12 protein-coding genes are annotated in these 12945 nt (G+C 36.6%); all 12 read right to left on the reverse strand.

Annotated features, from left to right (window positions below; translation table 11 throughout):
* Positions 1-44: 44 nt before the first annotated feature.
* The 12 genes from BUR19_RS12580 to mraZ all read right to left on the reverse strand — a co-directional run bounded on the left by BUR19_RS12580 (position 45) and on the right by mraZ (position 12795).
* Complete coding sequence (locus tag BUR19_RS12580; RefSeq protein WP_074235810.1) at positions 45-575, reverse strand: hypothetical protein; 531 nt, start codon at positions 573-575, stop codon at positions 45-47.
* Positions 572-1945, reverse strand: coding sequence for a UDP-N-acetylmuramate--L-alanine ligase (murC, locus tag BUR19_RS12585; protein WP_074235811.1), 1374 nt, complete (start codon positions 1943-1945; stop codon positions 572-574). Before murC ends, BUR19_RS12580 begins: the two co-directional genes overlap by 4 nt.
* Before the next feature lie 7 nt (positions 1946-1952).
* Positions 1953-2432, reverse strand: coding sequence for a hypothetical protein (locus BUR19_RS12590; protein ID WP_074235812.1), 480 nt, complete (start codon positions 2430-2432; stop codon positions 1953-1955).
* Position 2433: 1 nt separating this feature from the next.
* Positions 2434-3528: an undecaprenyldiphospho-muramoylpentapeptide beta-N-acetylglucosaminyltransferase gene (gene murG, locus BUR19_RS12595; protein WP_074235813.1), complete on the reverse strand. Its 1095-nt coding sequence runs from the start codon at positions 3526-3528 to the stop codon at positions 2434-2436.
* Positions 3529-4764, reverse strand: a complete 1236-nt coding sequence (locus BUR19_RS12600; RefSeq protein WP_074235814.1) for an FtsW/RodA/SpoVE family cell cycle protein — start codon at positions 4762-4764, stop codon at positions 3529-3531.
* A 69-nt stretch (positions 4765-4833) separates the two neighbouring features.
* Positions 4834-6177 (reverse strand): UDP-N-acetylmuramoyl-L-alanine--D-glutamate ligase, encoded by a 1344-nt coding sequence (murD, locus tag BUR19_RS12605; RefSeq protein WP_074235815.1) that lies wholly within the window; start codon positions 6175-6177, stop codon positions 4834-4836.
* A 16-nt stretch (positions 6178-6193) separates the two neighbouring features.
* Positions 6194-7435, reverse strand: coding sequence for a phospho-N-acetylmuramoyl-pentapeptide-transferase (gene mraY / locus BUR19_RS12610; protein WP_074235816.1), 1242 nt, complete (start codon positions 7433-7435; stop codon positions 6194-6196).
* A gap of 6 nt (positions 7436-7441) precedes the next feature.
* Complete coding sequence (locus BUR19_RS12615; protein WP_074235817.1) at positions 7442-8911, reverse strand: UDP-N-acetylmuramoyl-L-alanyl-D-glutamate--2,6-diaminopimelate ligase; 1470 nt, start codon at positions 8909-8911, stop codon at positions 7442-7444.
* 87 nt (positions 8912-8998) lie between these two features.
* Positions 8999-10996: a penicillin-binding transpeptidase domain-containing protein gene (locus tag BUR19_RS12620; RefSeq protein WP_074235818.1), complete on the reverse strand. Its 1998-nt coding sequence runs from the start codon at positions 10994-10996 to the stop codon at positions 8999-9001.
* Positions 10977-11342 carry an FtsL-like putative cell division protein gene (locus BUR19_RS12625; RefSeq protein ID WP_074235819.1) on the reverse strand — a complete coding sequence of 122 codons (366 nt, stop codon included), beginning with the start codon at positions 11340-11342 and terminating at the stop codon, positions 10977-10979. The genes BUR19_RS12620 and BUR19_RS12625 overlap by 20 nt, the downstream gene beginning before the upstream one ends.
* A 10-nt stretch (positions 11343-11352) precedes the next feature.
* Positions 11353-12246, reverse strand: a complete 894-nt coding sequence (gene rsmH / locus BUR19_RS12630; protein ID WP_074235820.1) for a 16S rRNA (cytosine(1402)-N(4))-methyltransferase RsmH — start codon at positions 12244-12246, stop codon at positions 11353-11355.
* A gap of 81 nt (positions 12247-12327) precedes the next feature.
* Entirely contained in the window at positions 12328-12795 is a 468-nt protein-coding gene (gene mraZ / locus BUR19_RS12635; protein ID WP_074235821.1) for a division/cell wall cluster transcriptional repressor MraZ, read from the reverse strand.
* Positions 12796-12945 lie beyond the last annotated feature (150 nt).

Below are 12945 nucleotides of genomic sequence, written 5' to 3' on the forward strand. Positions count from 1 at the left end.
TCTCTATATCACATTTTCAATGCAATCAGCATCAAATATTTCTTTTATTTATTCTTATCTGCTTTCCGGTTTTTATCATAATTTTTAACCGTCTTCAGCATATAATTGAAATTCTCTTTTAATTCTGATTCATAGTCCCAATCGTCCATTTCGGTTTTCCCGTGTCCGAGGGAAGTCATATGAATCACTTTATTTTTATCAATCCAAAAACTAACACTCCATCCAATTATGTCTTCTGCATCGGACATATTCGTATAAGTTATACTTTGGCTTGCAAAAACCCTTTCCCCATTTTTCAATAGAAAATAATCGTTGTACAATTCCCACCAATTATTACTATTTTCTTTCCATTCTCGGGAGATTTTCACAATCTCATTTCCCTTCTTCTCATAATGGTAATGAATCGTTTTGTTCTTACCTTTTACCTGAAACTGATATTTAGTTATCTGTGAATCTTTATCAATGATGTCAGAATACTTATTTATATTTTCGACTTTTATCAAATCCGCTTTCGACTGTGAAAATCCCAATCCGAAAACCAAAACGAATAGCAAGAAGAAAATTTTCAGTTTCATAATTCTACTTTTTCAACATTGGGAAGCCACTCCATAATCGGGTCATAAAGTGTATCAATATTTCCCGCGCCTACTGTCAATAAAATATCAAAATCTTTTTCTTTTATCAATTCAAAAGTCTCCTGTAATGTGCAGACTTTCTTGTTTACAATTTCAATTTTATCCGATAACCACGATGAGGTAATTCCTTCAAAATTTTCCTGAAGTTCCCTTGCCGGATAAATATCCAACAGCAATAAATCATCAGCTTTCTCCAGACTTCTTGCAAAATCTTCTGCAAAATCTCTCGTTCTGCTGAAAAGATGAGGTTGAAAAACCACCAACAATTTCTTGGTTGGATAAAAAGTTTTAATCGAACCAATCACTGCATTTAGCTCTGTTGGATGATGCGCATAATCGTCGATATAGATTTTTCCGTTATCGAAAATATGTTTGGTATATCTTCTCTTGATGCCTTTGAAATTAGCAATTGCTTTTTTCAAAGTATCGAAATTAACACCTAAATTGCTCAGAATTGCTAAAGCAACGGTTGCATTCTCAACATTGTGAATTCCAGGAATTTCCCAAACAAAATCTTCAATTTCCTGCGTTGGCGTGTGAAAATCGAAATAGATTTTATCGTGGTCCATTCTCAAGTTATCGGAATAATAATCTGCTTCCTCATTCACTGCGTAAGTCTTGTGCTCTCTTCCGATAGCAATTCCTTTTCTCACAAACAACTGATTGTCATTCGGAACCAAAGACGCAAACTGTCGGAAACCATCTTCAATCTGAACTCTATCTCCATAAATATCCAAATGGTCTGCATCAATCGATGTTACAACCGCCCAATCCGGAGAAAGGTTTAGAAAACTTCTATCATATTCATCCGCTTCAACTACAGAAAACTGGTTGCCGTTGTAATCAAAATTAGATTTGAAATTCTCAGAAATTCCACCTAAAAATGCAGACGATGGAAGATTTGCTTCCTTACACAAATGTGCAATCAAAGTTGAAGTTGTCGTCTTGCCGTGCGTTCCTGCAACTGCAATGCAATCTGTATTTTCAGTAATTAATCCAAGAACTTTTGCTCGTTTTAGGATTTCAAAACTTTCACTTGCAAAATAATCTAAGATTCCCAGTTTCTTAATTGCTGGCGTATAAATAACCAAAGTCGATTCTTTGTCGAACGCTACAATTTTCTCATCAATCACATCTTCAAAAGAAATATCAATTCCTTCAAAACCAAGCTGAGCTGTCAATTTTGTAGGCGTTTTATCATAACCCAAAACATTTTTGCCGTTGGCGTGAAAGTATCTCGCCAGTGCACTCATCCCAATCCCACCGATACCGATGAAATAGAAGTTTTGATATTTATTTAAGATGCTCATTATTTAATTATTCTTGAAAATATATTATTTTATCCTCATCCAAAGCGTAAGAATCTCCTTGATAAAGGAAAAATTCTACTACCGCATCTTCCAAAGTCTCATATGTAAAGCCATTCGAAATCCAAAAACTGTATTGAAAAAATATGGCATCTTTTTCCTGATTATAGGTTGCCTTAATCATTGCAAGATCATTGATTTTTTCTACCAACTTATCAATACTGGCTTTACTCGTTCCTTTATTCAACAATATATTGATATTTAAAAGCAGTGATTTTCTATCATCCGAAATATCTATAAACATTGATGAGTTTTGGTTATCAACAAGTTTTAGATACGTTTCGTCTTTTTCAATTATTTTATATCCTTTTTTGCTAAGATGGTCCGCAATTTTTGAAATTTTCAAATCTTTTGGCATTACCAATGTTTGTGCGGACAAGCCAGCCACACAAGAGCAAAGAATAAACAGGACAAAAATTATTTTTTTCATCTTAAATGTATTTTAATATTTCATCTACAATCATCTCTGTTGCTTTTGGTTTTGCAAAAAACTCCAGATTATTTGACATTTCTTTTCTTACATTCTCACTCTCACAAATCTCTGAAAGTGTGTTCCAAAACTTATCTTTCATCTCAGAATCTTTGACCATTCTCGCCGCATTTTTATCAACCAAAGTCATAGCATTTTTGGTTTGATGGTCTTCTGCCGCAAACGGAAATGGAACCAATAAAACCGGTTTTTTCGCAACTGCCAATTCAGAAATCGCAATCGCACCAGCTCTGGAAACAATCACATCTGCCGCCGAATAAGCCAAAGCCATATCGGAGATGAATTCCTTAATTTGGATAGAAGCTGGAGGTTGGATGCTGGAAGTTATTTCAGCAAAATCCGTCTTTCCCGTTTGCCAGATTAACTGATAATCTTTCTCTCTCAGTTTATCAAAATTATCTTTCCAGCCGTTGTTCAAGGTTCTGGAACCAAGAGAACCGCCAACCGAAAGAATCGTCAATTTATTTTTATCTAAGCCTAATTTTTCTTTTGCCAAATCCTTATCAATCAAATCCGTGATGATATTCTGACGAATCGGATTTCCCGAGAAATAAGTTTTTGTTCCCGAGAAAAATTTCTCCATATCTGGATAGGCTGTGAAAACGGCTTTTGCTTTTTTCGCATTGAAAACATTGGTCTTTCCTGGCAAAGAATTCTGTTCTTGTATGAAAGTCGGAATTCCCATTTTCGCTGCGATGTACAATGCTGGTCCGCTTGCAAAACCCCCGGTTCCAACCGCAAAATCTGGTTTGAAATCTTTGATGATTTTCTTAGCTTTCATCAGGCTGGAAATGATTTTAAATGGCAATCCAATATTCTTGAGAAGATTACCTCTGTCAAATCCAGCGATGTTCAATCCTTCGATTTTAAATCCGGCCTGAGGAACCTTTTCCATTTCCATTTTCCCGTTGGCACCAATGAACAAAAACTCGGCATCAGGAAATCTCTTTTGGATTTCCTGAGCAATCGCAACCGCCGGAAAGATGTGTCCACCTGTTCCTCCGCCACTCATTAATATTTTCAGTTTTTTGTTCATTTAAGCGATATCATTTATTTCTTCAATGCTTTGTCTTTTGCCTAAACCTTCTTCATCAAAAACCTGAATTCTGGAACTGACATTTAAAATAATTCCTAACTGAATGTACGTTACCAGCATTGATGTTCCACCATAGCTTATTAACGGTAAAGGCTGGCCTGTAACCGGAATCAGATTTACCGCAACCGCAATATTCACAGATAATTGAATGAATATCATTAATCCGATTGCTAATACGAGCAACGAGCCAAAAAATGCGGGCATTTTACTGGCTATCATTACAATTCTGATTATCATTATCATATAAAGGCTTATCAGCACAAAAGCGCCTATCCAGCCGTATTCTTCCACAATAATGGCAAAAATAAAATCCGAAACCGATTGTGGCAAAGTCTGTTTTAACGCACTTTTCCCTGGTCCGATTCCATTAAATCCACCGTGAACAATAGCCGCTTTCGCTTGCATTACCTGATAGTTTTTTGCTTTGATACTCTCGTCTTCAACATCTGCAGTCTTTTTGGAACTCGTAAACGTTTCGATACGGCTCATCCAAGTGTGAACACGGTTTCCTCCAATTAGATTCGTATTTAATGCAATGACTAAAAACATCACAACGAAAACTACAGCAACCGAGATGAATCCCGCTACATATTGCCAAGCCAATTGCCCTATAATCAGAATGATAATTGAAACCATCATAATCATCAATGCTGTGGAACCGTTGTCTTTTGCAACCAATCCGAACACAATTAGAATTGGTCCGAATATGTAAACAATGTTCTCAATCGGAACTCTTTCCCTTTTGATTTTCTTAGTCAAATATCTGCACAGATAAATAATCAGCATCAAATAAGCAAACGAAGATGGCTGAAAGGAAATCGGTGTTCCCGGGATTTTCAACCAACGCGAAGCACTTGCACCTTCAATCTTTTGTCCTGTGAACATCGTTATCAACAACAGTCCAATCGTGAACAAAAGCAGAATGGAACTCAGTTTTCCAATATATTCGTACTTAACTGTTCCTACGAAACGCATAATTCCCAAACCAATGAATACAAAAACGATATGCTTGAAAACGTGACCTGTCGTGGTCCCGTTATTCACAATATATTCCAGATTCGAACTTGCGGAATAAACCGGAAACACGGAAAGGAAGGATATCAAAATGATAACCGACCAAAGAACCTTGTCTCCTTTCAGCAACTCGAATTTGTTTTCTGTAGTTTGGTTTTCCATTTATTTTATTTGTATGATGTAAAAAGTATTATGTACAATGTACTTCCTACTTATTTACTTTGTACAATTCTAATTCTTAATTGTCAATTCGTCTAAAACTTCTTTTTTGAATTGATTTCCACGGTCTTCATAACCGTTGAACAAATCAAAACTCGCGCAACAAGGCGACAATAAAACCACGTCTCCTTTTTCTGCAATTGATTTAGAAACTTCTACCGCTTTCTGCATACTGGAAGTGTCATAAATCTCAGTTTTCTTATCTTTGAAGAAATCAATAATCTTATGATTATCAACACCTAAGCAAACAATCGCTTTAACTTTTTTTCTGACTAATTCTTCAATTTCTGTATAGTCATTTCCTTTGTCTTTTCCGCCAACAATCCAAACAACCGGCTGCTTCATACTTTCCAAAGCGAAATAAGTCGCATTAACATTTGTTGCTTTACTGTCGTTGATGAACTTCACTCCGCGGATTTCTGCAACAGGTTCTAATCTGTGCTCAACTGCCTGAAATGTCATCAAGGAATGTCTGATACTTTCATTGCTGATTTCCAATAACTTTCCGGCAATACTCGCTGCTAAACTATTTGCCACATTATGTTTTCCAACCAGTGATAATTCATCAATATTCATTGTGAATCCGTCATTGATATTGACTACAAAATTTTCATCAATCGAGAAAGCTCCTTTTTCCAATCTTTCATCCAATGAAAATGGAACTTTGGTCACTTTCAAATCCAATTTTTCAAGAATTGATTTGCTCATTTCGTCATCTTTATTATAAATGAAAAAATTGTTAGCATCCTGATTTTCAGCAATTCTGAACTTAGCCAAAGCATATTCTTCGTAATTGTAGTTGTACTGGTCAAGATGGTCCTTAGACAAATTCAACAACAATGAAATATATGGCCTGAAATTCTGTATATCATCCAACTGGAAACTACTCACTTCCAAGACATAATAATCAAAATTCTCTTCGGCAACCTGCTTTGCAAAGCTTTTTCCGATGTTCCCGCCCAATCCGACATTGAATCCGTCTTCCTTCAGAATATAATAAATCAAAGACGTTGTCGTCGTTTTTCCATTACTTCCTGTAATTGCAATAATTTTTGCATTGGTAAATTCCGAAGCAAATTCAATCTCAGAAGACAATCGGATTCCTTTTTCCTGAATCTTCTGAACCATTTCCGCTTTCTTTGGAATTCCAGGACTTTTGATGACCCAATCGGCATTCAGAATTTTTTCTTCTGAATGTGTTCCGTCTTCATAGTCAATCCCAAGCTCGTCCAATTCTTTTTTGTAATTCTCCCGGATAGTTCCCATATCCGAAAGAAAGACATCAAAGCCTTTGGCTTTTGCCAGATATGCAGCACCAACGCCGCTTTCGCCTCCTCCAAGTATTACTACTCTCATTTGTGGTTATTAGTTTTTATCTAGTTTTTAAAGTAATTAGACAAATAATCGCCAGCATTACACCCACAATTATCATTCGGTTCACAATTTTACTTTCGTGAAAACCTTCTTTCTGATAATGATGATGCAATGGCGACATCTTGAATAATCTATTGTTTTGAGCATATTCCAGCCCATATTTTTTCTTTCTGTATTTGAAAACCATTACCTGCAGGATCACTGAAAGATTTTCGATAAGGAACACGCCGCACAAAACGGGAATTAATAATTCTTTCCTTAGAATGATTGCTAAAACGGCTATTACACCACCTAACATCAAGCTTCCTGTATCGCCCATAAAAATCTGTGCAGGATAGGTGTTGTACCAGAAAAATCCTATTACCGCTCCAACCAATGCAAGCGCAAAAATCGTGGTCTCGCCCATATGCGGAAGAAACATAATATTCAGATAGTCTGCGAAAATCATATTTCCGGAAACGTAAGCAAAAAATGCTAAAGTCAATAGAATCACTGTACTTGTTCCTGCAGCTAATCCGTCAATTCCATCCGTGATATTTGCACCGTTGGAAACTGCTGTTACAATGAAAATTACAATCGGGATGAAAACAATCCAAGCCCATTCGTGTGCTTTTGCATCATCCATCCAGAACAAAATTCCACTGTAATCAAACTCATTATTCTTTGTAAAAGGAACTGTAGAAACCGGAATTTTCTCGTCCGGCATAAAGTTCTGTTCTACATTATTTCTGTTGATAACCGTTGCGTCAGCATACTTTCTCTTAACCTCAACATCAGGGTGGAAATACATTGTAACTCCGACAATTAAGCCTAAACCAACTTGCCCGATTACTTTGAATTTTCCACTTAATCCGTCCTTATTTTTCTTAACTTTTTTGAGATAATCGTCCAAAAACCCAATCGCGCCCATCCACAAAACCGAAATAATTAAAAGGATGATATAAACATTGGTAATTCTGGTAAATAACAAAACCGGAATAATGGTTGCCAAAATGATAATCAAACCTCCCATTGTCGGCGTTCCTTCCTTCTGTTTTTGCCCTTCCAAACCAAGGTCTCTCACCAATTCTCCCATTTGTCTTCTTCTTAGGAAATTGATGATTCTTTTTCCGTAAGCCATCGCAATAATCAGCGAAAACAAAACTGCCATCGCCGCACGGAACGAAATGTACTTGAACAAGTTCATTCCTGGAACGTGGATTCCGTGGCTGGAAAGATATTCGTATAGGTAATAAAGCATATTTTGTTATTTTCCCATTAATTGTAATAATTCCCTAATCGTTTCTTTGTCATCAAAATGATGTTTCACTCCATTGATTTCCTGATATGTTTCGTGGCCTTTTCCAGCTACCAAAACAATATCTTTTGGTTCGGCAAATTTGATTGCCATTTTTATCGCTTCTCTTCTGTCAGGAATCGAAGTGTACTTGCTGAAATTCTGTGGTTGAACTCCGGCTTCTATTTCTTTGATAATCTGCGTTGGTTCTTCAGTTCTTGGATTGTCCGAAGTGATGATGGCCAAAGTCGATTTTTTGGTAGCAATGTCGCCCATTTCCGGACGTTTGGTTTTATCTCTGTCGCCTCCACAACCGAAAACACAAATCAATCTTTCGTTTTTGGTTCTGATTTCGTTGATGCTGTCCAACACATTTTCCAATGCATCCGGTGTGTGTGAATAGTCAACTACGAAGAAAATTCCGCTGTCGGATTTTATTGTTTCAAATCTTCCGTTCACTCTGTGAAGAATAGAAATCGCCTGTAAAACTTCATCTTCTCTCATCCCTAATTCCAACGCAATTCCGTAAGCCAAAAGCAGATTATAAGCATTAAACTTCCCAGTCAATGTTGTCCAGAATTCTTTGTTATTGAAATTCAATAACATTCCGTTGAAGTCCACTTCCAGCACTTTTCCGTGGAAATCTGCCATTGTTTTCAAAGCGAAAGTTTTCTTTTTTGCTTTTGTATTTTGAAGCATTACCGAACCATTTTTGTCATCAGCATTTGTGATGGCAATTGCAGAATCTTCCAACTCGTCAAAGAATCTTTTCTTTGCGTAGATGTAGTTCTGAAACGTCTTGTGATAATCCAAATGGTCGTGCGTGATATTCGTAAAACCGGCAATTTTGAAATGTAAACCTTCAATTCTGTCTTGAGAAATTCCGTGAGAACTGACTTCCATAAAAGCATATTCACAACCGATTTCTACCGCTTTTGCCAACATTTGATTTAATCTAATGACATCCGGCGTTGTGTGAGTTGAAGGGATAATCTCGTCTCCGATTCTATATTCAACAGTAGAAATTAAAGCGGATTGATAACCCAAAGTTTTGAATATGTCGAACAATAAAGTAGTCACCGTCGTTTTTCCGTTGGTTCCGGTAACGCCGATTAGATTTAATTTTTGAGAAGGATTTCCGTAAAAATTAGACGCTAAATGTCCTAAAGTTTTGGAAGAATCTTCAACCTTCAAATAAGTTACTTCATCATTAATTTCTGAAGGTAATTCTTCACATACAATCACTTTTGCACCTTTTTCAATGCTTTGCTTGATGTAAGAATGTCCATCTGAAACTGTTCCTTTCAATGCCACATACAAAGAATTTTCAACAACTTTTCTGCTGTCGAAAACCAATTCCGACACTTCGACTTCGCTGAGTGCAAGAGTTCCGATAGTTTCCAAGATTTGGATTCTTTGTAATAATTTTTCTAAATTCATTTAACCAATATTTCGGTGCTTAGCACCTCATTGTTATTATAATTCGTTTTTATTTCTACCAACATATCGCGACTTCGTCGCTCTTCATTAATTCTGAAGATTAAGATAAATCTTTTGGTTCTTTCCAATGTTTGCACCTTCCGCTGGAAATTGTCCTGTGATTTTTCCAACACCTTTGTAATCTACTCTGTAACCTAAATTTTCAAGTTGTGGGATCACATTTTTTCCAATCATCCCAATCAAATTCGGCATCGAATCTCTTGTGACATTCACCTTTACATTTGGTGCAGTCATTTTATTAAGGTTAACTTTATGCTCAACCAAAAGGTCTTTCTCAACATTCAGAGGTGTTTTCAGGAATGTTTTTCCTGCAATTTCTTTAAAAACAGGTGCTGAAACCGTTCCTCCGTAAAACCCTTTTGATACATCTGGCTGATTCACAACTACAATACACGTATATTTCGGATTATCAGCCGGATAAAATCCTGCAAATGACGCCTGATACTTCATTGGTCCAGCTTTCCAATATTCGAATCTTGCAGTTCCGGTTTTACCCGCAATTTTAAGATTCGGAGTATAGATACTCTTTGCCGTTCCTTTTTCAACCGCTTTTGTCAAAGCATTGGTCATCATTGTAATGGCCTTATCTGAAGCCATTTTTTTGACCATAATTTCAGGTTTCGCTTCGTAAAGAACTTTTCCATCTTTCATTATTTTATCAATGAAAAGCGGTTTTACCATTTTACCTTTGTTCGCAACTCCGTTATAGAAAGCCACCAATTGCAACAATGGAAAACTTGATGAATATCCATAACCTAATGAAGCCAAAGTCGCTTTGTTCCAACGTTTGCTTTGAGGTGTTTGAATCGAAGGTTTTGCAATTCCTGGAAGTTCAATCTGCATTTTATCGAACATTTTCCAACGTTTCAAGTGGTCTATGAAAACCTGAGGTTTATCAGCGTAATGTGCTGTAATTAATTTTGCAGCTCCAACGTTACTTGATTTCGCTAAAACATCGCTAACATCATAAGTTCCTCCACCGTGACCGTCTGTAATTCTTTGTCCTGCGTAAGTCCAGATTCCGTTTCCGATGTTGACTTTCGTATTTTCATCAATAAAACCATCATCCATCGCCGCCAAAAGAGAAACGGTTTTGAATGTAGAACCTGGTTCCTGAGCATCTTTCACAGTATAATTGTAAGCATCCACATAGATTCCCGGTTCGGTTCTTCTAAGGTTGACCATTGCACGGATTTTTCCCGTTTCAACTTCCATAACAACAACGCTTCCGTGGTTTGCATCGAATTTGATTAATTGATTTTCCAGAGCTGAATGTGCAATATCCTGAATTCTCAAATCCAAAGTTGTATAAACATCCTGTCCATCAACAGGCTCCTGAACTTTCCAATAATCGATTGGCTTCCATTGTGTAGAAGTAATTTTCTGTTCCAAACGTTTCCCATCAATCCCTGTTAAGAATTTGCTGAAAGCGCCTTCCAAACCAGATTTTGATTCGCCGTTATCAGCTCCGATTGTTCCAGCTCCGATTTGAGTTGTTGCCAATTCTCTTCGGAAATTTCTTTCTACGATGAAACCGCCTTTGTTTTTACCTTTTTTGAAAATAGGGAATTCTCGAATCCTATCGTATTCATCGAAATCAAGACCTTTTGCCAAAAGATAATATTGATTATTTTTTTTGTTCTGTGCATCCAGTTTTGCTCGGAAGTAACTTCTTGGTTTATCGAACATTTTACTGAGAGAATCTGTCAAAGCACCAATATTATTGGAATAGATTGTATCTCTCATCGATTTGAAATCCAGATAGATATCATAACGCATCACCGTTGTCGCCAAGATAGAGCCATCGGAAGCGAAAAGGTTTCCACGAGCAGCCTTTAAAGTTGCTTCGCGGTAGTTTTTGCTGATGTAATTATTTTCGAATTCTTCAACATTGGTATTCTGAAGAATGAGAATTCTCGTTAAAAAAATGACAAACAAAATGAAAGCTCCCAATACAAAAAGGTAGCCCCACTTCAACGCATTGGAACGCTTTTTTTCGTAATTGTTATTTGGTTGCTTTATCATCTGTGCTGTCAACTTTTATCAATAATTTCATCGGGTGGCTTTCCAAACTCACCAAAGAATCCTGAACCATTTCTTTTCCCAGCTCGGATTCCATTCTAATTTTTATCAGTCTGCTTTGTGCGTAAGCATTTCGCGACTTGTATTCTTCCGTTTCTTCTTTAAGTTTGTTAACGTGCTCAATCTTTTTGTTAACCAAGTGGTTACTATAAATCATCACCATCAACAACCCAAAAATGAATAGGAAATATTTGTAATGCGCTTTTACCTCATCACGGTTAAGAAAGTTTCCTTTTATGATATCCATAAAAGTGAGTTTCTTCTGTCTGTTTTGAGTTAATTTTGCCAATTCTTATTAATTATAACTTAGTTCCTATTCTCATTTTCGCGCTTCTTGCACGTGAGTTTTCTTCAATTTCTTTATCATCCGGAATAATTGCTTTAGTTTTCAATAATTCAAAAGCTTTCGCATAATTTCCGTAAATATCACGTTGAGGCTCGCCTTCGAACATTCCGTTTTTCAGGAAACGTTTTACCAACCTATCTTCTAAGGAATGATAAGAAATCACAACTAATCTTCCTTCAACTTTCAAAATTTTGTAAGACTGAACCAGCATTTCTTTCAAAACCTCCAATTCTTGATTAACCTCAATTCTGATGGCCTGGAAAACCTGAGCAAAAAATTTATTCTGCTTAAAAGCCGGAATATAGCTGAAGAGATTTTTCAGATCTTCCGTTGTATTGATTTTCTTCGTTTTTCTATGATGAACGATTTCCCTTGCCAATTTTCGAGATTCTCTCAATTCCCCATATTGGTAAAAGATATTAGCAAGGTCTTCTTCTTCGTAATCGTTGATGATCTTTTTTGCATCCAGACCCTGCATTACATTCATTCTCATATCAAGAGGCGCATTGCTTCTCGTAGAAAATCCACGTTCTGCTTCATCAAACTGATGAGAAGAAACACCCAAATCAGCCAAAATCCCATCAACGTGAGAAATCCCATAAGCCAACATCGAGTTTTCCAAAAACCTGAAATTTTGATTGACCAAAGTAAATCTCGGGTCATCAATTGCATTTTTCAACGCATCCAAATCTTGGTCAAAAGAAAACAACCTTCCTTTTTCGGAAAGCCTGCTTAAAATTTCTCTTGAGTGACCACCACCACCAAAAGTACAATCCACGTAAACACCGTCCGGATTGGTTACCAGAGCGTCTACGCTTTCTTTTAATAAAACTGGATTATGATACATTGTCTTTATAATTGATGAATGATGATTGATAAATGATTTAATAATCGGTTTCAGAACCTATTAATTATTCTTTCTTAATTATTAATATGATTCCTCGGAATCAAGATTTCCCATTACATCCTCTGCAAGATTTGCAAAATCAGATTCGCTGACAGAAATGACTTGCTCGTAAGAATCTTTGTTCCAGATCTCGAACAACTCGCCGGCACTTGTAATCACAATTTCTTTGCTGAGATTAGCATACTGCGTCAAATCTTTGCTGATCTGCAGACGACCCACGTTATCCATCTCCACGGTTTTAACTCCTGCTGTAAACATCCTGATGAAATCTGCATTTTTTTTCACAAATCGATTCAGACCGTTTATTTTTGCCATCAGTTTTTCCCAAGGTTTCATCGGATAGACCTCAAGACACTTCTGAAACACCGAACGCTTTATCACAAATGGCTCATCTGCAAAATGTTCCATCTGCTTCGTAAGCGAAGCAGGCAGTTTGATGCGCCCTTTGTCATCTATTTTACACTCGTATGTTCCAATGAAGTTTTTCATTTGGAGCAAATTTATATAAAAATCTACCACATTTTACCACTTTCGCCCACTTTTATACTTAATGTTTATAACTTTTTGGTTTCAAAGCTTTCTTGGCTAATGATTTGATTTAAAATCGATTAAAATGAATTATTGCGAAAACCTTTATTA

Source organism: Epilithonimonas zeae, from assembly GCF_900141765.1.
In the GTDB taxonomy this organism is placed as follows: Bacteria; Bacteroidota; Bacteroidia; order Flavobacteriales; family Weeksellaceae; genus Epilithonimonas; species Epilithonimonas zeae.

What these genes read in the sequence shown, in the direction of transcription:
- BUR19_RS12580 (WP_074235810.1), bottom strand. Translation starts at nt 575, where the DNA reads ATGAAACTGAAAATTTTCTTCTTGCTATTCGTTTTGGTTTTCGGATTG.
- murC (WP_074235811.1), bottom strand. Translation starts at nt 1,945, where the DNA reads ATGAGCATCTTAAATAAATATCAAAACTTCTATTTCATCGGTATCGGT.
- BUR19_RS12590 (WP_074235812.1), bottom strand. Translation starts at nt 2,432, where the DNA reads ATGAAAAAAATAATTTTTGTCCTGTTTATTCTTTGCTCTTGTGTGGCT.
- murG (WP_074235813.1), bottom strand. Translation starts at nt 3,528, where the DNA reads ATGAACAAAAAACTGAAAATATTAATGAGTGGCGGAGGAACAGGTGGA.
- BUR19_RS12600 (WP_074235814.1), bottom strand. Translation starts at nt 4,764, where the DNA reads ATGGAAAACCAAACTACAGAAAACAAATTCGAGTTGCTGAAAGGAGAC.
- murD (WP_074235815.1), bottom strand. Translation starts at nt 6,177, where the DNA reads ATGAGAGTAGTAATACTTGGAGGAGGCGAAAGCGGCGTTGGTGCTGCA.
- mraY (WP_074235816.1), bottom strand. Translation starts at nt 7,435, where the DNA reads ATGCTTTATTACCTATACGAATATCTTTCCAGCCACGGAATCCACGTT.
- BUR19_RS12615 (WP_074235817.1), bottom strand. Translation starts at nt 8,911, where the DNA reads ATGAATTTAGAAAAATTATTACAAAGAATCCAAATCTTGGAAACTATC.
- BUR19_RS12620 (WP_074235818.1), bottom strand. Translation starts at nt 10,996, where the DNA reads ATGATAAAGCAACCAAATAACAATTACGAAAAAAAGCGTTCCAATGCG.
- rsmH (WP_074235820.1), bottom strand. Translation starts at nt 12,246, where the DNA reads ATGTATCATAATCCAGTTTTATTAAAAGAAAGCGTAGACGCTCTGGTA.
- mraZ (WP_074235821.1), bottom strand. Translation starts at nt 12,795, where the DNA reads ATGAAAAACTTCATTGGAACATACGAGTGTAAAATAGATGACAAAGGG.